Here is a 24,894-nt window from a genome sequence, read left to right on the forward strand (position 1 = left end):
ATTATCAGACGGTGGGGGGAACGTGTAATGACAGAACTGAAAGAGTTGTTGGGTCAATTATTATGGGGCAGACTGCATGCTGCAGGACTTTTGAGTAATTTCCGGGGTGAAGATGCAGCTGTAGCAGAAATACCTGATTCATTGATCGAGCGTTACGAAAGATGGTGGCGGGAGAGTTTCCTTTATTTGCGAAAATACGGTTATTGCACCTCTACTGACGCTGTAAATCCCTTGATTCAGACCAACGATACGGACCTGGCTCATGCATGGAAGGAATGGGATAGGAAAAAATTGCTGTGGCTATCCGATCCAAATGTGTCTTCCTACATTCCACTGCTGGATGCCACGCTCCGAGCACTGCCGGACATTTTGACTGGTCAGAAGTCCGCAACCGACATTATTTTTCCGAATAGTTCCATGCATCTGGTGGAGAACATTTACATGAACAATCCTGCTGCCGATTATTTCAATGCCGTTTTGGCAGATCGGGTTGCAGCTATTATAAAACAGCAACTTGTGCGGGAGCCGAGTGCACATATTCGCCTTGTGGAGATCGGAGCTGGAACAGGAGGCACGAGCCAGGCAGTTTTTAACCGTCTGAATGATTTTTATCCCCATATTCTGGAATACTGTTATACGGATCTTTCCCAGGCTTTTTTAAGTCATGCCCAAAAGGTATATGGCCCGCGTTATCCGTACCTTACATACGGAACGTTTGATTTGTCCAAACCGGTGTCCACCCAATCTTTGCAAGCGGGGACCTATGATATAGCGATAGCAACTAATGTCATGCATGCTGCTCCTAATATTCGCCTTGCCTTAAGGAATGTTAAGGCATTGCTCCGTTGTAAGGGTGTCTTTTTGATTAATGAAATTACCGAAAATACGCTTATGAATCACCTTACGTTTGGGTTATTGGATGGGTGGTGGAGCTATGTGGACCCTGCTCTGCGTATTTCCGGAGGACCTTTGCTTGAACAGGAAACTTGGAAAAACGTATTGTTATCCGAGGGGTTCGGGGAAGTTCAGTTACTGGCTCACACTGACGAATTCAAGGGCCAGCAAGTGATAATGGGGACAAGCAATGGCGTGGTACGTCAGCAAACCTTGAAACATGAGCAAACGGTAAAACATCAGGTCCAAAGTCAAACGAGCCGTAATTCGCAGAATATGCAGGAAAAACCGTCAGAAATCCGGTTACCTGAATTGGAGAGTTCACGTTCATCCGAAGAAAAACTGAAGTACATAAAGGAAGTGCTTGTTCGGACACTATGCGAATCTTTGAAAGTGGAGGCACAGCTTATCGACCATGAGGAGGCTTTTTCCGATTATGGGGTTGACTCCATAACGGGTGTTCGATTAATTCATTCGATTAATGAACGATTGGGAACGGAGCTGTTCACCACTGATATTTTTGATTTTCCTTGTGTCAACCTGCTTGCACAGTATATTGCCCCTATGTATCAGGAGAAACCGCTGGAGCCAGAACAACAAATGGAGTTTCATGGAGGTTGCAGTGCCGAGAAGCCCGACGTTCAACGAACTGAACGGATTAGTGAAGAGCGAGAGTTCACGTTGGATGATGCCATGGAGAGTCATTCCGATGGCGATATAACATCCCCCGGTTCCAACAACAGACACAAGGATATTGCGATCATTGGCTACAGCGGCAGATTCCCGCAATCGGATAATGTGGATGAATTATGGGAGCATTTGGCCGCAGGTCATGACTTGATTCAGCGTGGGGCGCGGTGGACTTCGGAACAGACAGGATCATCCGTAGAGAAAACGGAAAATAATCATGGAGCTTTTTTGGAAGATAGCGACTGTTTTGACCCCTTGTTTTTCAAAATTTCCAATGTTGAAGCAATGCATATGGACCCACAGCAGCGATTGTTTCTGGAGGAATCGTGGAAAACCCTTGAACACGCTGGATATGCAGGGGAACTGATTCATGGCCGCAAATGCGGAGTCTACACCGGATATTGCGGAGGAGACTATGAGAAGTTGGTCGGTGAACAGGCACCTGCACAAGCTTTTTGGGGTAATGCTGCATCCATCGTACCTGCCCGGGTATCCTATTTTCTGAATTTACAGGGGCCAGCAATCGCAGTGGATACCGCATGTTCTAGTTCGTTGGTTGCCATTCATCTGGCTTGTCAAGCTCTATGGTCAGGGGAAGTGGAGCTTGCTCTGGCAGGTGGAGTGTTTGTGCAATCGACGCCTGATTTTTATAATTCTGCTAGTCGGGCGGGCATGTTGTCCCCTGCTGGAAGGTGTCATAGCTTTGATGAACGTGCAGACGGTTTTGTACCGGGTGAAGGTGTTGGAGCCGTGTTGCTCAAACGGCTGGAGGATGCCATCCGAGATGGCGATCATGTACACGGGATCATCAAAGGCAGCTGTATCAATCAGGATGGGAGTACCAATGGTATCACAGCCCCTAGTAGAGCTTCGCAGGAAAGACTGGAACGCCAGTTATACGACCAGTTCGGTGTTAATCCGGAGCAGATCCAATTGGTTGAAGCACATGGTACTGGAACGAAGTTGGGTGATCCCATTGAATTCGATGCGCTGAATCGAAGTTTCCGGAAGTATACAAGTCGTTCACAATATGCTGCACTAGGTTCGATCAAGTCCAATATGGGACATTCGATTGCAGCAGCGGGCATAGCTGGTGTGATCAAATTATTATTGGCCTTGAAACATCAACAGATTCCGCCATCCATTCATTATTCCAAAGCGAATCCAGATATTGATTTTTCGAAAAGTCCATTCTATGTCAACACTCAATTAATTCCATGGCATACACCCCCCGGACAAAAAAGGGCTGCACTTGTAAGCTCATTTGGCTTTAGTGGAACCAATGCTCACCTTGCCATTGAGGAGCCTCCCGGAGAGTTGTCTCCTTTAATACATAAACCGGGTTATCTATTGGTGTGGTCTGCACAATCGACAGGACAGTTAAGGGAACAAGTGAGACGAATGGTGCAACATTACGGGAAAGTGGCTGCCCGGCTTGATTTTGCTAGTGCAAGCTTCACTTTGATGACGGGGAGAAGGCATTTGGAGCATCGGGCAGCCTGTGTAGTCCAGCATTCGGACGATCTGGCCTCCATTTTGGAACAATGGCTGGACACCGGAGGCTCATCACAGATCTACACGACGGATTTATCAGGCCAGCCTTCCCAAGAGCAATCCGTTCTTCGACGTTTTGGCAATGAATGTATCCAACAAATAGCTACCGAATCATTAGATGATTCGCGATATGTTGAAAACCTGCATACTATTGCAGAACTGTATGTACAAGGGTATGAATTGGATTATAACCGGCTTTATTTGACAGAAAAGTATAAAAGAATACCTCTGCCAACGTATCCTTTTGCACGGGAAAAATATTGGGTGAGGTCTGGGATAGCGACGAGGTCCGTTGAAACAGATGTAAAAAGTGAGATTTCGAATGTTGCTTCTGACAACAAAGAGGAGAGAATAGCAAAGCTTCTTTTGAAGCAATGGAAGCATTCGGCAGTTACAAATCCTGATCCTGGGCATGGAAAAGTTGTGGTTGGATCTACACTGGAAACCGTTGGGCTTGCCAATAAACTTTCACAAATGATACAGGGCAGCCAGGTTGTGCTTGTGAGTGAGGAGGAGCAGGACTCTGGACGTTTGCTCGATGTTTTGATGAATTGTGATGCTTTTATAGATCTGTCAGGCTGTGGGCGAAAGATGGAAGCAGAAGAAATGATGCTGGACAAACTGATCTACTGGTTAGCAAGGCTTCAACAAATGATTGATACCCGTGGTCACAAAGAATTAAAGCTGCTTGGAGTCACTATGGGGCTGGAGTCTTTCCAAAATAAATCGATTTATCTAGGTGGAGCAGAACGGGCTGGGCTCTACAGGATACTACAAAGTGAGTACAGACATATTATTTCGCGGCATATCGATGTGGACCCGGCTGACAGTGAGCTTGATGTCGCAGCACAAATCGTTCAGGAGTTAACTCATACGGGTAAGGAACAGGAAGTCTGTTATCGTGAAGGACAGCGGTACAGTGCTTATCTTGATACACTCGAAAACATCAATATACAGCAGTTGAATCAAAACCGACTCGCTTTTCCCTCCAATCACGTTCTTTGGGTCACTGGAGGGACACGGGGTCTAGGCATGCATTGTGCGCAGCATGCCGTCCGACACTACGGGGTCCGTAAACTTGTTCTGATGGGTCAGACCCCATTTCCATCTCGACATGAATGGGGGGCACGACGCGAGGACAAAGATGAGATCGGCAGTAAAGTTAGAAGTATCCTGGAATTGGAGAAGCAGGGCGTTCAGATTGAAGTACTGTCTTTTGATATAGGTGATAAAGAGAAACTTCTGGAGGCTGCAAAACACATACGTTCAACGATGGGCGTAGCCGGAGGAGTAATTCACGCAGCTGGCATAGCCGACATGGAAAATCCCGCCTTTATTCGTAAACCACTGGAGTCGATTCGGAACGTATTGTCTCCCAAAATATTAGGCACTGTAGCACTCTATGAATGCTTCCGTCACGATCCTTTGAAATTTTTTGTCCTGTTCTCTTCTGTGGCTGGAGCCATTTCGAAACTTGGTGTCGGACAAAGCGATTACGCTATGGCTAACACCTACATGGATTATTATGCCGAAGCGAATGCCCATACCAGTCCACTCATCAGTATCCAATGGCCGAACTGGAAGGAATCCGGGATGGGTGAGTTTCCAAGTCAAGCTTATAACGAAACCGGTCTGCTTAGCATCACGGATGAAGAAGGATTGAAGCTGCTGGACTGGGCACTAATCACTCAACCAGGTGCAGTTATGCTTCCGGCAATCGTGAGTAGCGAATTCATTGACACTGAGGGGAAATTGGGAATTTCCAGAGTGGTGAAAGCAGAAACGATGTCCGAAATACCTATGACAAGTGGTGTTCCTTTTTCTGATACATCCGAGATATTACAGATGAAATTAAGTTCCATATTCGCCGAGGAATTGTGTATTGAACCCGAGAAAATGAACCCGGACCGATCCTTCGAACATTTCGGGATGGATTCAATCTTGATTGCTCAGCTGGCACGCCGGATGGAACGCGAACTTCAAATTCCTGTGGTGGAACCTGGTCTTTTTTTGGACTATCCAACGATTGCAGGACTGACAGGGGCTTTGCTGCAAAAATACGCAACAAGTCCACGTACATCTCCCGAACAGATCAACAGACATGAGGCTCGACAGATTCTCCAGCCGCCCAAAGATCGTTCTCGATCCCGAGTGGCCATCATTGGAATGGCCTGTCATTTCCCGGATGCGGTGAACCCGGAACAATTTTGGAACAATCTAAAAACAGGCAAAAACAGTATACGTGAAATTCCGTCATCCCGGTGGGATTGGAGAACGTACTACCATCCTGATGGCAAAGCCGGGAAAAGCATGAGCAAATGGGGGGCTTTTCTCGATGAGCTGGAATGGTTTGATCCCGATTTTTTCGGAATGGATCATTCCCTGGCAACTCATCTGGACCCTTTGCAAAGGCAGTGGCTTGAGGTTAGCGCTGAAGCACTTGCAGATGCAGGATATGGAAAGAGTCAGCTTGAGTCGCTTGAGGTTGGTGTATTTGCAGGGGCAAGAACAGGTCATTTCATGAGCAAAATACGTCGGGACAACAAACAAACCATTATTGGCACAGGTCAAAATTTTATTACGGCACATTTGGCTCATTTATATAACCTCAGAGGTCCCAACATGGTCGTGGACACCGCTTGTTCCAGTTCCCTAACAGCCATCCATCTGGGTGCCCGGAGTTTGCAGAATGGGGAAGCAGATCTGGTGATCGCCGGTGGGGTTGAAGTTTTATTGGACGAGACCCCTTATCTTTCCCTGACTGCATCAAAGGTGCTGTCACCAGATGGACAATGTAAAACCTTTGATGCCTCCGCTAATGGAATTGGGGTTGGGGAGGGCTGTGGAGTAATCGTCATGAAACGATTGGAACAGGCCATAACGGACGGTGACAAAATCTACGGAGTGATTGATGGCTCTGCGATTAACAATGATGGTCATACAATGGGCGTCACCACACCGAATCCCCAGGCTCAGCAGTCGTTAATCGAACGTGCCATCAAGGATGCAAATATTGATCCGGCTTCAATCAATTATGTAGAAACACATGGAACAGGCACGGTCATTGGAGATCCCATTGAGCTTAAAGCGTTAACCCAAGTGCTGGGAACCAGTATGAAAAAGGGGGATCTTTGCGGTGTGGGAAGTGTCAAAAGCAATGTGGGACATCTGTTGAGTGCAGCAGGGGCAGTTAGCATGATCAAGGTTTTGCTGAGTATGGTACATGGTCAGATCCCGCCCAGTTTAAATTGTCCGCATCCGAATCCGAGATTTCGGTTTGAAGAAAGTCCGTTATTCCTTGTTCAAGAACTTACACCTTGGACCAATAAAGTGTTGCGTGCGGGTGTCAGCGCGTTTGGACTCGGAGGAAATAACGCTCATATCCTTGTCAGCAATGAAGGTGTACCAGACCCAAATAAAGCAACACTGGAACCTCGTTTCAATCGCATTATCTGGAATAGAGCCCGGTTTTGGCCGGATGAGGTTGAGGAGAAAAACTTGGTGTTCGGATCGTCTTCAGGACAAACCCATCGTAAGCCTGAGCATATGCTGTCTTTCTTCACACCGAAAAAATTGCAGTAAGGGGGAACTGTCGTTGATAGGTCGCAATCAAGAAACATACGTGCAACGTTTAAGCCACAGCAACGCCATCGTTCAGGATCATCGTGTACACGGAATTTGTACGTTACCCGGGGTCACCCTACTGGATATGATCTATCGTTTGTCGGCTTTATATTTGGAGACACACTCTGTCGAATTGCGGCAGATTTTGTTTACAACGCCCATTGTGACATCAGAGCAATTTGATCGCGAGATTGCTGTGACGTTCTCACCTGTACCTTCAGAGTTGCAATGGAGGGTAACCATTACAAGCAACAAAGTGATGAATGGTACCATCGATCAGGGCAGTGAAGAACAACATATGCAATGTACGATGTTTCTTGTTGATCCTGAGTTTAATCCACCCGTGATCCATATTCAGGATCTGAAAACTCAATCCCGAGATCAGTGGAGCATGGATGAGGTTTATCAATTGGCGAGGCAGGTCAACATCGAGCATGGGCCATTTATGCAAACTTCAGGGGTCGTCTACCAATATGAGAATCAGGAGCTTATGTGTCTGAATCTCAGTGAGCAGGCTTCCGTTTACTCCAATGAATTTTATGCACATGCAGCTTTTTTGGATGGGGCAACTTTTGCGGGCTCCTCATTTCGTTTAAAGGAAAAAGCACAGGGGATGTTTGATGATCAGACTCCCTATATTCCTTTTATGATTGAACGCTTCTGTATTTATGGTCCGTTACCTGACACCATTGGTGTGTACTCGCTCGCTCGACCATTGATAAACGATAATTCTGTCTCATCACCAGATCTGATTTCTACAGATATTAGAGTGGTTGATTCTGCTGGCAAGTCCTTGGTTGAATTTGAGCGTTTAACCGCTAAACGTATTCGTAATCCTCATTTGATACAGCAATGGGCCGAAGTACATCAGAATCCAAATGGGGTAGCAGGCTCAGGTTCAGAGGATTCATCTGTACCAGAGCTGGCCACAAAGGTCAATATACAAGATTCACCTGTCATCATAGATGATACATCCGAACTATCGAATCAGCGAAGAGGTGTTCCAGAAGGGAACACGAAGCAGGTTGCGGACTATTTAAAGGTAGAGATAGGCAAAGTGCTTGGAACATCTGAAGCGAATTTGGACACAGAACTGGGATTTTATCAGATGGGACTGGATTCCTTGCAGCTTATCAACCTTTCAAGGACGCTGGAGAACAAAGTGAAGGAGCAGCTTTACCCCACGCTGTTATTTGAATATTCCAATATTAAGTCTCTTGCTGCATACCTGCACCAACATTGGCCTGAGGCATTTACTGAAAATCAGTACACGGAGAGCAAAGCTTCGGCCAGCAAGGCAAGCATCAAAACTTCAGAACTCAATCATGATCGGGGAAAGAGTGATGATTACTCATCTGTCATGCTCGAACCCTTCTGGGAAGAGGTCACGCTGCATATGCGTAACACCTCAAACACAGTGCGGAGCCACGTTGTTATTCTTTGCGAGCAGGCAATTGGACATGATCAAATGATCAAGGAATGTTTTCCGCAATCAGAGGTTGTCACACTAACCAGTGAACGTACCATGCCACAGTCATTTGAACAAATGTGCGAGCAAAGTATAGTCTGGCTTCAGAATTACATGCAGCAGTTTCCCAAAGCGGAGACCCATATTCAAATAATTGGTCCGTCAGGAACGGGCACTGATTTTTCAGGCGCGATGGGAGCCCTTTTAAGAACAGCTCATGCAGAGAACCCTCATCTACATGGACAGATCATCACGGTGAATGATATTCATAACGTTACAAGAACCCAATGGGCGGACTGGTTGGAGAAAGAGCGAGTAACACATTCCTCGGGAGTCAGTGAAGTGTGTTACACCGGAAAATCTCGTGTGCGGATGGTGAAAAAATACCGTGAGAAGCCGATACCGATGCTGCAGAAAAGCCAGTATGTTGCAAAAGATGGTGTTTATCTGATTACTGGTGGATTGGGTGGATTAGGCTTGATGGTAGGTCGCCATTTGGCTGAGCAAGGGAGGGTTACATTGGCGCTGGTGGGGCGTTCTTCTCTTGGCAAAAAAGAGTCCGATAAGATATCGGAGTTGAAGAGTCTGGGAGCGGATGTTCATTATTTTCAGGCAGATCTAACGCATAGCGAGCAGACGAGTCATGTCATCCAGCAGATTCGGACCAGTCTGGGAGTTATTCGGGGAATCATACATTGTGCAGGAGTTACCCGGGACCAATTCATTTTACAGAAAACAAAAGAGAATATTTCGGAAGTGCTAGGCCCTAAAGTGAGCGGACTTTGGTACCTGGATGAATATACTCGTGATCAACCACTGGACTTTTTTATTTTATTCTCTTCACTATCGGCTGTGCTCGGGAATATGGGACAAGCAGATTATGCTTGTGGTAACGCTTTTATGGATCGGTTTGCAGAGCGGCGTCAGCAACAGGTTGTGGCAGGACAGCGATCAGGCAGAACCCTTTCAATTAATTGGCCTCTATGGGCGAATGGAGGCATGTCGATCGATCCAGTTTACCAGCAGCAGTTGGAAGTCAAAACGGGATTGGCCCCGCTGCCTCAAGACGAAGGAATGCAACTGTTCGATTCGCTTATGATGAATGCATCAACGCAGACTGTTGTGATGTATGGTAAACCTTCGTTTATCCGAAGTTTTGCACAAACTACTATCCATGTGGAGGGCCCTTCTGCAGCAAAAGTTTTAAATCATGAGGTTCCTCGAAAAGAAAAGAGACCATCGGAAATGCATACAGAAGATATAGCCATTATTGGTGTGGCTGGCCGCTATCCGATGGCTCGGAATGTGGATGAATTTGCTGCCAATCTGTTATCAGGTAAGGATTGCATTACAGGTTTTCCCAGAGATCGTTGGGAACAGGGGCGGTTTTCGTATACGCCGGAATCATATTATCAGTTTGGGGGATTCATCGATAAGATTGATGAGTTCGATCCACTATTTTTTAATTTATCTCCCCGTCAGGCGGAGATGATGGACCCCCAGGCAAGACTTTTTCTGGAGACGGCATGGGAAGCCTGTGAAGATGCGGGATTTCGCGTTGAACGCAGTCAGCACCAGGATGCTTCAACAGGTACCCGGAGTGTAGGTGTATTTGCCGGCGTATTCTGGAATCATTATGAGCTGTTTGCATCGGAATTGACAGATCGCGGTGTACCTACATCCTTGGGGATCAGTGCAGCGTCCGTTGCAAACATGGTATCGTATTGCATGAATTTCCATGGTCCTTCTCTTGCGGTAGATACCATGTGTTCCTCCGCACTAACGGCCATTCATCTGGCCTGCGAAAGCATTCGAAATGAGGAATGTGAGTATGCTCTTGCTGGCGGAGTCAACGTCATTACGCATCCACATCGATACATGTTTTTGAAAGAGGCACAGCTATTATCATCCGATGGACGATGCCGCAGTTTCGGAGAGGGCGGAGACGGATATGTGCCGGGTGAGGGAGCAGGAACGGTGTTGCTGACCAGTCTGAGTCATGCCGAAGAGCAAGGTTATTCCATCTATGGTGTTATTAAAGGGTCTGCAATCAATCATGGAGGAAAAACATCAGGCCCAACGGTACCAGACTCAACAGCACAGTCGGAAGTTATTAAACATGCATTCAAACGTTCAGGGGTTGATCCTCGAACGGTCAGTTATTTTGAGACACACGGCACAGGAACGTCCCTCGGAGATCCGATCGAGGTACAGGGACTGAATAAAGCATTGGCGGACTGGTCACTGCCGGAACAGAGTTGTGCAATTGGTTCACTGAAGTCCAATATCGGGCATTTGGAAGCGGCTGCGGGTGTGGCTGCGTTAACCAAGGTACTGTTACAGATGAAACACAATCGGATTTTTCCTTCCTTACATGCGGAACGTCTGAATCCGTACATTCCTTTTCAGAACACTCCTTTTTATGTGGAGAGGGAAGGAAAGGACTGGAGAACTATGAAGGCAGATCGTAACACTCCAGAAACCCATCCTTTGCGAGCGGGTATTAGCTCCTTCGGAGCAAACGGCAGTAACGCCCATTTGATTGTTGAAGAATATGCACCAACAGCAGTAAATTCCAGTTCAGATTTGGAGTCCGAGCTTCCAGTCATTGTTCCGTTATCTGCCAAAAGTCAAACAAGTCTGCTTGATCATGTGCGCGACATGATGAATTATCTCTCCACCAGTAAGGAACATCAAAATTCCGCCGCCACACGGGGAATCAAGCTATCCAATCTGGCATACACGCTGCAGGTGGGCAGAGAGCATATGCGATACAGGGTTGCCTTTGTTGTCAGTTCTCTTGAAGAGCTGAGAAGGAAATGTACAGAGTATGTGCAAAGCAAAGACCAAGGCCAGCGGATTGGATCTTTGAACAGTCGGGCTGGTTATGAGGGAGAAGTCAGGCTTCAAGAAGATGCGATCACAGAACTGTTTCAATCAGATGAAGACATTCGGACAGCAATCGAAATATGGATGAACAAAAGAAAGATGGCTTCAATCGCTGAAGTATGGGCCAAAGGAATAACCATTGATTGGAACAGCATGTACCAGAAGGACAGCAGGCCTACTCGAATCAGTCTCCCTACCTATTCATTTCAAAGAGAACGCTATTGGGTCCCCATGGTCCATGCAAAAAGGGAGAGCGGGACTGCAGGTTTCGGCAAAAAGGTTACAGTTCTGCACTCCATGCTGCACCACAACCGTTCGGATCTGCTGCGGGGCCAGTGGTACAGTAGTCAGTTCAATGGAAATGAGCCTTTCCTAAGCGATCATGTTGTACAGGGGCACAAGCTGCTTCCAGCTGTTGTTCAGCTGGAGATGGCCCGGGCAGCAGCGGCGCATGCAGCGAATTGGCCTCCGCTCACACACAGTCTGCTGCTGCGGCATGTAATGTGGAGCAGGCCGCTCGTTGTTGGAGAGGAGCCTCTGGAGGTTCATCTCGTGCTTGAGGCCGAGGCAGATGGAAGCCTGTCCTATGGAGTTTCGGCAGCGCCAGCAAATGAGTCTGCAATTGAATCTGGAGAAGCGGTGTATAGTCAAGGGCGTGTAAGTGTGGGAAGACCTCTCGTAGAAGCCGTGCAAACCTTGGATTTGCAGGCTGTGCGCAGCCGGTGTACAGAGGGACAGGCCAGTGGAGCAGTTTGTTATGAAGCATTCCGAAAACTGGGTCTGGAGTACGGTCCGTCCCATCAGACCATTGCCGAATTGCAATGGGGGGCAAACGAGGCCTTGGCGCAGTTGCGTCTGCCACAAGCGCTCTTCGAAGGGCAAGCGGATACTGTGCTGCATCCCGGTATGGTGGATGGGGCCTTGCAAGCATCCATCGCCCTGCTGGCCGGAGATCAGATCGCGGAAGTGCTGAGATCCACTACTCAGGAGGGGGCAGTAAGCTTGGAGAGCACGGCCCTTGCGAGCACAACAGAACGACATGGGAACCCGCCCGCCTCCGCTCCGTTGCCTTTTGCACTGGAGGAGGCGGAAGTGATATCCCCTTGCCAGGCGCACATGTGGGCGGTGGTGCGTGTTCGCCCCGAGTCTGCGGCATCTTCCGCTGCGGAGGCTAGCGTCCGTAAACTGGATCTGGAGCTGTGCGATTCAGAGGGACAGGTTTGCATTCGACTGCGGGGCGTGACCTCGCGTGTACCCGAAAGCCGGGAAGGTGTGCTGCTGGTGCAGCCCAAGTGGCAGGAGCTGCCGAAGCGCTCCCTACCGGCTGAAGCTGTGGGGGTTGAACCCGCGGTGCTGCTGTGTGATTGGGCCCCGCAAGACTTCGCGGCTGCGGATGTGTCCTGGAAGCAGATGGTGTTAACGGGGGCGTTGGAGGCGCGGTACGGACAGGCTGTTCAGGCCATTCTGCACCATGTGCAGCAGCAGCTTGCGATGCAGCGAAGCCACCGGATGGCTGTGCAGGTCGTCGTGGCGGGAGATGAACAAGGAAGACGGTTCGCCGGCCTGAGCGGGCTGCTGCGGACGGTGCGACTGGAGCATCCGGGCTGTCTGGCACAGCTTGTCGAAGTCCAGCCAGAGACATCGGCCGCCATATTGACCGAACAGTTGCACCAGTGTGCGCTCCATGCGGAGGAGAGCCACCTGCGTTGGGAAGCGGGTGAGCTGAAGCGAGTGGGCTGGCAGGCGGTCGACGTGGACATGGATACAAATGTGGATATGGATGAGATGACGAATGGGAATGCAGAGACAGAGGTGAAGACAAAGCGGAAGACCAGTGTCCCACTGTTGTCCCCTTGGAGAGACGGAGGCGTGTACGTCATTACAGGCGGAGCCGGTGGCCTGGGACGGATCTGGGCCCGGGAGATTTCAGCCCAAACGGAAGGCAGTACGCTTATATTGACTGGCCGATCCCCGGCGATGCCAGAGGCGGTACAGCGAGAGATGGCGCAGCTCCCTGCCCAGGTGCTTTATGAAGCAGTGGACGTCACCGATCGGGAGGCGGTCCACGGACTGTTCGGGCGTATCCGTCAGCAGTATGGCCAGGTGAACGGGGTGCTGCATTGTGCCGGAGAGATCCGGGACAGTCTGATGCGATACAAAACGGAATCCGACTGGCAGGCCGTGCTGGCTCCGAAAGTAGTCGGCATACGGAATCTGGAAGAAGCGATCGGGACCGAAGCGCTGGATGTGCTGTTGCTGTTCTCCTCGGGTGCAGCGGTGACGGGGAATGCAGGGCAGGGTGATTATGCCGCCGCCAATGGGTATATGGATGCGTATGCGGTGAGCCGAAATGCGCGGATGAAACGCGGGGAGTGTCAAGGGAGAACCTTATCCATCAACTGGCCGTTGTGGGAAGAAGGCGGAATGCAGCTGGAGGAAGAGGGGAAGCAGCGTCTGTGGAAACAGCATGGACTGAGACCGCTGGGAACCGCGTCGGGAGTAAAGGCGTTGTATCAGGCCTGGGCGAGTGGAGGCAGCCAGGTATTGGTGGCGGAAGGCAAGCTGTCGGTGCTGCGAAGAAGCCTGCTGGAGCCGGTAGATTCGGGGTTAACTGAATCGATCGAGCCAGCAAACGCAGACGCAGATAGGCAAGCGCCTTCGCCGGAATCGTTATCCATCAAGCTTGGAGCCCCTCTGGCGGGAGGCATGACCCAACAGGAAGCTGTATCTGTGCTCACGTTGGAAGTGGCCGCTTTGTTGAACGTAGGGGAGCAGGACGTGGACCCGGACATGGACTGGAGCGAATATGGTTTGGACCCGGTGCAATGGAGTGAACTTTCCCGCAGACTGCTAACTCGGCATGGATGGGATATTTCTGCAGAGACACTGTTGGAACAAATGAGCCTCCACGCAACCGCTGAGCAGTTCGTGGGTCAATTAAACCTTTCCAAGAGTTCAACAGCAGATATATCTGTGAGTATCGAGGATACGGAAGAGGTTGCTGGACTTGAAGGCAATCTTGAGGATCAAACCATCCTTTGGTTAATTAAAACATTGGCTCCCGTGATTGGCTTGCCAGAATCAAGGATTGAGCCAGATGTCCCGCTGGAGCAGTATGGTATCGATTCGCTGCTCATTATGAAGATGACGGACGTATTGGAGAATGAATTGGGGTCTCTGTCCAAAACGCTGTTCTTTGAATATCAGACCCTGAGGGAACTAAGTCATTACTTTATGAACATTCATCAGGTTCGTTTGGATAAGCTGCTTCAGCAACGAGGGATGAAACCAGCCGGAATGACACAGAAGAATGTGCTAGCGATTTTACAGAATGTGTCGGACTCCCAAACACACGCACCAACACACGCCGTGATGTCGAAACGAACGCTGCTGACAGGAACCCCATTCGAACCCGAAGCCGAACCTATTTTGAAAAAAACGGACCCGGACCTTGCCATTCATATGGACTCACCTTCTGGTGGTGAAAAGGGCAAGAATAATCAGCATCAGGATATTGCCATTATCGGAATGGCGGGCAGATATCCTGGTGCCCGTAATATCGGTGAATTCTGGCATAACCTGCGTAGTGGTATGGACAGTATTACCGAGATTCCATCTGAACGTTGGGATCACGGGCAGGTGTATAACCCAGAGCCAGGAATTCCAGGCAAAACTTATGGCCGTTGGGGTGGTTTTTTGGATGGTGTGGATGAGTTTGATCCGTTGTTTTTCAAGGTATCTCCTCGTGAAGCCGAAACAATGGACCCTCAAGAACGACTTTTTTTGCAGTGTGTATATGAAACACTGGAAGATTCGGGATACACAAGACAAAGCTTGAGCACGGAGAAAGTGGGCGTCTATGTAGGTGTGATGTATGAGGAGTATCAGCTCTATGGGTCCCAGAATTCCATGGCATTCAACGGTAATCCTTCTTCCATTGCCAATCGGGTTTCGTATTTCTGTAATTTTCGCGGACCAAGCATGGCCGTGGATACAATGTGTTCGTCGTCATTAACATCCATTCATTTGGCCTGTCAAAGCCTGAGACAGAACGAGTGCCAGGTAGCTGTAGCTGGCGGTGTGAATGTGTCGGTTCATCCCAACAAATATATTCTTTTGTCTCAAGGGAATTTTCTGTCCAGCAAAGGACGGTGTGAGAGCTTTGGCCAAGGTGGGGACGGCTATGTTCCGGGTGAAGGTGTCGGCGCGGTTCTGTTGAAACCGTTGGCGAGAGCCATAGCGGATGGGGACCGGATTTACGGTGTGATCAAAGGATCGGCGCTGAATCACGGGGGGAAAACCAATGGATACACCGTGCCAAATCCCAACGCACAGGCTGAGGTTATCCGTGACGCCCTGCTTGAAGCAGGTATCGATCCGCGAACGATCAGTTACGTGGAGGCGCATGGAACAGGAACCTCGCTCGGGGACCCTATTGAAGTGGCCGGTTTAACAAAAGCATTTCAGCGGACGGTCCAATCCAACTTCAAGTGTGCCATCGGTTCAGCCAAATCCAACATTGGTCACTGCGAGAGCGCAGCAGGCATTGCTGCGGTAACCAAAGTGTTGCTGCAGCTGCAGCATGGGGAACTCGCGCCATCCTTGCACGCGGAAGAGACCAATCCAAACATTGATTTTACCCAGAGTCCATTTGTGGTTCAGAAGTTGCTCGAACCATGGAAGCGTCCGGAAATAGATGGAGTGCAGATCCCAAGACGTGCAGGCGTATCTTCATTTGGAGCTGGGGGTGCCAATGCACATATCATCATTGAAGAGTATACCCAGACAGGTATGTACTCGGAACAGATAACAGTTGGCAAAGATCACCCTAAATCTCCTGTTATCGTTGTGTTGTCCGCAAGAAATCAGGAACGACTCTTGGCAAAGGCCAAAGACTTACTTGAGGCGTTATACACCGGAATATATGTGGATTCGGATATGAGGAACCTGTCCTATACTTTGCAAGTTGGACGTGAATCGATGGAAGAGCGTCTGGGCTTGCTGGCGGCGTCCATAGAGGAACTCATTGCGAAACTAAAAGAGTATGTTGAACAGACAAACAATCTGGAAACACAAGCTTCGCAAATGGTCTTTTATACCGGTCATGTGAAAAAGGGTAAAGAGATGCTTTCCATCCTTAGTCGGGATGAGGATATGGAAGAAATGGTGAACCGGTGGATTCAGAAGGGCCAGCATGAGAAATTACTGGATTTATGGGTGCAGGGTCTGAACCTGGACTGGAATACATTCTATGTTGCTGAGGGTAAACCCCAACGGATCGCCCTACCGACCTATCCATTTGCAAGAGAAAGATACTGGATCCCGCAGCAATCTCAGGGCAACACGATAAGTGAATCAAAAGTTAAGCAGGAGGAACCTCCTCTTGCAAACCCATCGGAGCCATCGGACCATAATCTTATGCTGACCCCAATATGGAAAGTAGTCGAAAAGACTGAAAAGTCCGAATTCAATCCTGGAAATAAACGATGGCTGGTCATTGGAGGTACAACGGAGCAATGGGAGATGGTTCATCAGATCCATGCAAAATCAATCCGTATGGATGCGGAAACTGCTGTAGATCCCGTCAGTCTGATGAATGCCTTGAAAAAGGTCGATACGATTGATCATATCATTTGGTTATCCAATCATATGTCTCTCCCTCCAACGTCACTGAATCATATGATATTGGCACAGAATATGGGCGTGAAAAATGTGTTTCGAATCATTAAAGCCATGATTCAATTGGGATATGGTCATCGTCCGTTGGAATGGTCATTCTTAACCTGTCAGACACAATCCGTATGGTCTAGCGACCCGGTTAATCCTGCGGATGCCGGAGTTCATGGTCTTGCCAGCTCAATGGCGCAGGAGTTTCCACAATGGTCTGTGGGTCTTGTGGATTTGCAAGCTGGTAACATCAATGAACGTTCCATTCGTGGAGCGCTCTCACTGGAACCGAAAAGTAAAGGGGATCTCCAGGTCCATCGAAACAACCGCTGGTACAGTCAGGAACTTGTTCGCCTGGAGAGCAATGCCCCTCAGGACAACAACAATTATCGTTATGGTGGAATATATGTTGTCATTGGCGGGGCAGGCGGGATCGGAGAAGTATGGAGTGAATATATGATTCGGACCTATCAGGCGAGAGTGATATGGATCGGGAGAAGTGAATACAACGACGAGATACGGAATAAACAGAATCGTTTGTCAGCTCTGGGGGCTGCTCCCGAATATATTTCGGCCAATGCAGCCAGTGAAGAGGAATTAATGAGTGCGTATGAAACGATCAAAAGCCGGTTCAAGACCATAAATGGTATTGTGCATTCAGCAATTGTTTTGCAAGATGGCAGTCTGGAGCAGATGACAGAGGAACAGTTTCAACATGTATTTGTCGCCAAACTGGATGTAAGTGTTGTGATGGCAAACATATTTGCGAAAGAAAATCTGGACTTTGTCCTGTTTTTCTCATCTATGAACTCTTTTACCAGACAACCAGGCCAGAGCAATTACTCGGCGGGCTGTATGTTTAAAGATTCGTTTGCGCATTGGTTGCGACAATCCTGGACATGTCCGGTCAAAATTATGAACTGGGGTTTCTGGGGGAGTGTAGGCCGTGTGGCTTCATTGGAATACAGGGAACGCATGAACCGGATGGGTGTGAGTTCAATTGAGGCGCCAGAAGCGATGGAAGCCTTGGAGATGCTCATGAGCATAGATCTTACACAGGCTGCCTTGTTAAAAACAAAAACAAATTTGATTCCTGGAATCAATATGCAAAAATCTGTACAAGTCTATATGTCGGATCAGCCTCTAAAGGCAAGCAGGCCAGTGACTCGTGACCTCGTGCATACCTCTCATCCAGACAAGAATACAAGCCATTTGCTCCAAGAGATGGAGCCTTTGCTTGCAAAACTGATGTGGGTGCAGCTGCAAGCCTCCGGTTGGTTTGAATCCGATGTTAGCTCCGGTACTCTGGCTGAATTAACACAGAATTTGTCGGACACCTATGCGCATTGGATCAGAGGAAGTTTGACCGCGCTAGTCCGTTACGGCTATCTGATGAAAACCGATTTTGGTTACAGGGTATGCAATTACGACGAGCCGAAAGCCGAAACGGCTTGGCAGGAATGGGAGCATAACAAACCCGGATGGATCAAACACCACGGCGCGGAATCACAAATCAGATTGGTTGAAACGATGCTGAAGGCGCTGCCAGATATTATCGGCGGAAAATGCCTAGCAACCGAGATTATGTTTCCTGATTCCTCTATGGAATTGGTCGGGGGGATATACACGTGAAAATAAACCGTTATAACGAAGTGCTTGCTGAAACAGCACTACATTATGTGCAGCATAAAATCCAGTTGGACAGCTCTGCTCTCCGCATGATGGAGGTTGGGGCGGGAACCGGAGGAACAAGCGCAGCCGTTTTGCACAGACTGAAACCGGTGGAACAACATATTCAAGAGTATGCATATACGGATGTATCCCAAGCATTCCTTTTGCATGGTGAACAGAAGTATGGAGCAGGCAGGTCATTCCTGAATTATTGTATGTTTGATGTTCGATATGCTCCGTCTGCCCAACAGATAGACACCGGTGCCTATGATGTGGTCATCGCAGCCAATGTGTTGCACGCAACTCCCGATTTGCGGACAACACTGCGTAATGTGAAGGCTCTGCTAAAACAAGGCGGAATGCTGTTAATTAACGAGATTAGCAGCAATTCCCTTTTTACTCACCTTACCTTTGGTTTGTTGGATGGATGGTGGCTGTATGAGGACCCCGAGCTTCGTCTAACCGATTCTCCCGGAGTAGCACCTCATGTATGGGAACAGCTGTTACTGGAAGCGGGTTTTCATTCTATCGAATTTCCTGCACAAGATTGGCACGAGGAAGGGCAGCAGGTCATTGTGGCATACAGTGACGGCATAGTAAGGCAGATCGACGCGGAAGTTACTCCAGTTGGATCATCCAATCAGGCACGGTCTGAATTACAGTCCAATGATTCGTTCTCTCCAGGAAGCCGTCCTGAACTGCAAGAAAAGAAGCCGAGCAAGTCATCTCTTGGTTTGGAGAGCACTTCAGCAACCACATTGAAAGCACATGTAAGAGAGATCGTTACAGATATGCTGTCTGCTTCGCTTAAAGTGAACACCACCATGATTGATTCAGAGGAACCCTTCTCCGAATATGGTGTGGACTCCATTACAGGCGTACGGCTTATTCAGTCGATCAACGAGGCGTTATCCATATCTTTGCAGGTCTCCAGCCTGTTTGATTATAGCTCCATTGAGTTGTTATCCAACCATATCGTTGAAAAGTATAGGGACGGCCTTGTGCAAACCATCGAAAAGACTTCCAAATCTGTAGATCCGGTGGAGTTGAGCTCTGAAGCTGCTGCCCCGCATGCATACAAAACAGAAGGTTCATCCGAACACAATCATGACCAGCATTTTGTGTTCCCAGAGTCTTATAGTCCTTTAAAGGTGGAGCGGGGAGATATCGCTATTGTTGGGATGAGCGGGCGATTTCCGCAGTCAGATGATATTCATTCCTTATGGGGGAATTTAGTCACAGGAAAGGATCTGGTCGAGAGAGTTACGCGTTGGGATCTATCATCTTATTTTGAAAAGGATACCTCCTATTGCAGCCATGGTGGATTTTTGGAAAACATAGATGAATTTGATCCTCAATTTTTTAACATTTCAGGTACGGAAGCTGCTCATATGGACCCGCATCAGCGAATTTTTCTTGAGGAATGTTGGAAGGCGCTGGAGGATGCTGGATATGCAGGGCAGGCAGTTGCCGGGCTGAAGTGTGGTGTATACGCGGGATTTAATGAGCTTGATTACCGGACACTGCTTGGACCGAATCCTGTTCCGCAGGCATTCTGGGGCAACTCGGGTTCAGTCATTCCTGCTCGAATTGCATATTATCTGAATTTGCAGGGCCCTGCTATTGCAGTGGATACGGCATGTTCAAGCTCACTCGTATCAGTTCATCTGGCTTGTCAGGGATTATGGTCTGGAGAGACGGAAATGGCGCTTGCCGGAGGAGTCTTTATACAGTCCACCCCAGGTTTTTTCATTGCATCCAACCGGGCCGGCATGCTCTCAACGACAGGAAAATGTCATACTTTCGACCAGCGGGCAGACGGATTTGTGCCTGGAGAAGGTGCAGGAGTTGTAGTGCTGAAGCGTTTAAGTGACGCTTTGCGTGACAGGGACAACATCCATGGGGTTATTCGCGGTACAGCCATTAACCAGGATGGAGCCTCGAACGGGCTCACCGCGCCGAGTGCGAAGTCTCAGGAGCAGCTCATGAGTGAGGTCTACAATCGTTTTGACATCCATCCTGGAAATATCCAACTGGTTGAAGCCCATGGAACGGGAACTAAATTGGGAGATCCCATTGAATACAGTGCGCTTGTGAAAGCGTTCCGGTCGTACACCGAAGAGGAAAATTACTGTGCCCTTGGTTCAATCAAAACGAATATTGGACATGCTGCGGCCGCTGCCGGTGTGGCTGGACTGATCAAAATTTTACTTTCCTTAAAACATGCAAAAATTCCAGCTTCCCTTCATTTTCAGGAAGGCAACGAACACATTCCGTTTGCAAGCAGTCCTTTTTACATCAATACAGAGACAATCGATTGGATCACACCGCCAGGTGTTAAAAGGATGGCCGCAATCAGCGCTTTTGGCTTCAGTGGAACGAATGCGCATATGGTCATTGAACAAGCACCTGTTATGGGAAGTCAGAAGGTCAATCGTCCCGGGAACCTGATTGTTTTATCGGCTCAGTCACAGGAACAATTGGAAGTTCAAGTCAAGCAACTGGTTAGCTTCTGCAAAGAACAATCCGATGTGAGCTGCTGGGATATGAGTTATACATTGCTCATGGGACGAAAACATCTGAACTCCCGATTGAGCTGTGTTGTCCGTAATGAGCAAGAGTTGATCAGAATATTGGAGAAGTGGCTTGAAAAGGGAGCCGCAGCAGAAGTTCAGGTGGTGGAACTGTCACATACACTTCGCCCGCAGTCTTCATTAATGCGTTATGGAAATGAATGTTTGCAGCATTGTTCGGAATCACCGAATTCGGCTGAATTTACGGAAAAATTAGCAGCAGCAGCAAGCTTATATATGCAGGGATATCATCTTGATTTTGAATTGTTGTTTAAGCATGCGCCCGCAGGACGAATCTCACTGCCCGTGTATCCGTTTGCCAAGGATAAGTACTGGATTGATGCTGGTCACCCACCAACAAATGATCATACGATCCAACAACATGCTAACCAGAGCATAGAGGACTCAAACCAGTTGCTTCATCCTTTGCTGCATCGTAATACTTCGAATTGGGCTGCCCTCCAATTCAGTTCCACCTTTGATGGCGAAGAGCTTTTCCTGAAGGATCATATTGTGCAAGGGGAAAGTGTATTTCCGGGTGCAGCCTATCTGGAGATGGCTCGTGCTGCAGTGGAAATGGCTCATACGCATGATGATCTAGAACAGACATGGATAAGTCTGAGCCATATCGGCTGGTATGGACCACTACAGGTGAACAAAGAGCCTGTTCAGGTTGACGTCTTGCTTCATCCGCTTGAACGGGGAGCAATCGAGTTTCGGATACAGAGCCAAGGTGCGGAAGAGACTGTTGTTCACTGTCTTGGGCAAGCGGCAATGATGGAGCCGCAGGAAGTTGGACAGACAGATCTGACACAGATCAGAGCCCAATGCACCGAAGGGTTTTATACAAGAGAAGGTTGTTACAACCAGTTTAAACAAATGGATCTGCAATACGGGGATTATTATCAGGGAATTGAAGAGTTGTACATCGGGACCAATCAGGCGCTTGCCAAACTGAGCCTTGCAGGAGAGTTTTCCCATGAATATGGCGGAGGTCAGCTTCACCCTGGTCTTACAGATAGTGTCCTACAGGCATCCATTGGACTTCTGTTGGTGGCAGCAGGAGGTCCACCTGTTACAACACCGGTTCCGTTTGCCATGGAGCAAGTGGAGATACGGGGAAACAGTGCATCATTAATGTGGTCGCATGTTCGCGTCTGTACTCCGAATGACGCTCTAGTTGAAACGAAAAAGGTTGATATTGATGGATATGACGATAAGGAACAGCTTGTCCTTCGAATCAAGGGGCTGACGTTCCGCGAGCTTTCTAGACAGGTAGAGCAGCATGGGGATGAAGGGACTTTGCTGGCTGAACCCTATTGGAGAGTGGCACCTGTTGACACATTTGCCGGAGGTGTTTCCGGGAATGAGACCTTAACCGTGGACAATCATGTGGTGCTTTTATTCGAAGATAGCAATCACAGTTATCCAGGAATCGAGAAATATTTACAGCGATTTTCCATTCAAAGTGTACGTATTCCGTCAACGGATTTCAACCAGTCTTGGGACAAATTATTTACCAACGGCGCTTTGCAGGTGCTTGAAGAGATCCGGCTTCTTCTGATGCAGGCAGTGCCCCATGTTAACGATGAAAAATGGCTGCAAATTGTCATTCCTGGCGAGTTGTCGTTGTATCGCGGAATTGCCGCTATGTTAAGAACGGCCGAACTGGAGAATCCATTCTTTCATGGTCAGGTTATTGAGATTTTGAATGAAACGGAATCGGAGATGCTGGCAAACATGCTCGTAGATAATCGGGACTACCCAGAGCATGGTTTAATCCGTTATAAGAGTACACCAGGGCAATCAGGTATTGGGCTTCGTCATGTTCAGGACTGGAAAATGATTGAATATGATCCATTTGAAAGTGCATTCGACATCCCATGGAAACCCGAAGGGGTCTACGTTATTACCGGGGGAGCAGGTGCTCTCGGGATTATCATGGCTGAAGAAATAGCGCTTCATGCACCCTCCTGCACCATTGTTGCTGTAGGGAGAGCATCCTTGTCAACCATTGGGAAGCCATTGGATGCTTTACGTGAGAAAGGAATAAACCTTCTTTACAGACAAGGGGATATTTCGGATCGACAGACCGTGCAAGAATTAGTGAGTTCATTCAAGATGGAGTTTGGTAAGTTGAACGGGATCATTCATTGTGCAGGAATTATACAGGATGACCCCATTTTTGCTAAAAGAGAGGACGATTTTCGCAACGTTTTTGCACCGAAGGTGTCCGGTATTGTTCATTTGGACGAAGCCACTCGGGAGGAGAAACTGGATCTGTTCATCGTTTGTTCGGCTGTTGCCGCGATGTTTGGCAACCCTGGACAAGCCGACTATGCGGCAGCCAACGCTTTTATGGATTCTTTTGCATCTGAACGGCACCAGCGAGTGCAGAAGGGTGAGCGGTACGGGCGGACCTTGTCCATAAACTGGCCGCTGTGGACTGAAGGGGGTATGACGATACCTGAAACCGTTCAGCAAAGGATGTTCCATCGTTACGGTTTGGCGGGAATGGAAACGTCAAGCGGCATACAGGCCTTCTATCGGGCTTTGGCAACAGAAGCTGGACAGATTGCTGTTTTGTCGGGTGATATGACCCGGATCAGGAGGCTTCTACATTCCAAAAACCAACAGGGATTCCTGGCTTTCAATGGTGAGAGCGAAAGACTGGAAACGATGAAAGAAATAAATTCTCCTGTGGGGGAATCAAACCGATCACAGGCAGCTGACAAACCCAAACGAACGGTTCAATTTTTGATCCAAACTCTTGCCGAAGTTATTGGACTGCCCGAGTCTCGCGTTCGAGCGAATGCACCTCTGGAGCAGTATGGAATCGATTCAATCCTGATCATGCAGATGACAAACAAACTGGAAAGTTTATTTGGACCACTGCCCAAAACATTATTTTTTGAATACCAGACGATCGGGGATTTGAGCAGTTACTTTCTACAGGAGCAAGGCGAAAAACTGGACAGGTTGCTAAGGGAGGGAGATCCCGACACAACTTCAGATGCAGCATCCATACCTTTGGAAGCCAAGCATGTCAAAGTACAGCAAACCTCAGTGCAATCTGTCTTATCCATCCCTGGAGAGACCAGATCGCCCTATCTAACTTTTGGACAGACTCAAACGACTGCACCACGGATGAATGAATCACAGACTAATGTCTCCAGACAGGACACACCTGTCGATACGCAGCAGGATATCGCCATTATTGGTGTGGCGGGAAGGTACCCGGGAGCGCGGAACATTCATGAGTTTTGGGAGAATCTGCGCAGTGGAACGGACAGCATTACCGAGATTCCATCTGAACGCTGGGACCAGGAGCAGGTATATGATTCAGCACCGGGCACACCGGGCAAGACCTATGGACGCTGGGGCGGATTTCTGGACGGTGTGGACGAATTCGATCCGTTGTTCTTCCAGATTTCTCCTCGGGAAGCTGAGATGATGGATCCGCAGGAACGATTGTTCATGCAGTGTGTGTACGAGACGATTGAGGATGCGGGGTATACGCGGGAGCGTTTGGCTACCGACATCGTGGGTGTGTACGTGGGTGTGATGTACGAAGAATACCAACTGTACGGGGCCAAGTCCTCAATTGCGCTCTCCGGTAATCCGGCGTCCATCGCCAACCGGGTGTCGTATTTCTGTAATTTCCGCGGACCGAGTCTGGCGGTGGATACAATGTGTTCATCTTCGCTGACTTCCATTCATCTGGCGTGCCAGAGTTTAAGACAGAATGAGTGTCAGGTTGCGGTCGCAGGCGGGGTGAATGTGTCGGTCCACCCGAACAAATATATCATGTTGTCTCAAGGACGATTCCTGTCCAGCAAAGGTCGCTGTGAGAGCTTTGGTGAA

Annotated in this window: 3 protein-coding genes; all 3 read left to right on the forward strand. The window is 48.6% G+C overall.

From position 1 onward, the window contains the following. Positions 1-27 precede the first annotated feature (27 nt). A complete protein-coding gene (locus ACE04G_RS20855) occupies positions 28-6,720 on the forward strand; it encodes a beta-ketoacyl synthase N-terminal-like domain-containing protein (RefSeq protein WP_449004450.1) in 6,693 nt (2,230 codons plus the stop codon). Between the two features lie 13 nt (positions 6,721-6,733). Continuing rightward, positions 6,734-18,418: an SDR family NAD(P)-dependent oxidoreductase gene (locus tag ACE04G_RS20860; RefSeq protein WP_486094680.1), complete on the forward strand. Its 11,685-nt coding sequence runs from the start codon at positions 6,734-6,736 to the stop codon at positions 18,416-18,418. After that, positions 18,415-24,894 (forward strand): SDR family NAD(P)-dependent oxidoreductase (locus ACE04G_RS20865; RefSeq protein WP_486094682.1); only part of this gene is annotated, 6,480 nt, incomplete at its 3' end. The genes ACE04G_RS20860 and ACE04G_RS20865, both read left to right, overlap by 4 nt.

Source organism: Paenibacillus sp. AGC31 (assembly GCF_057334655.1).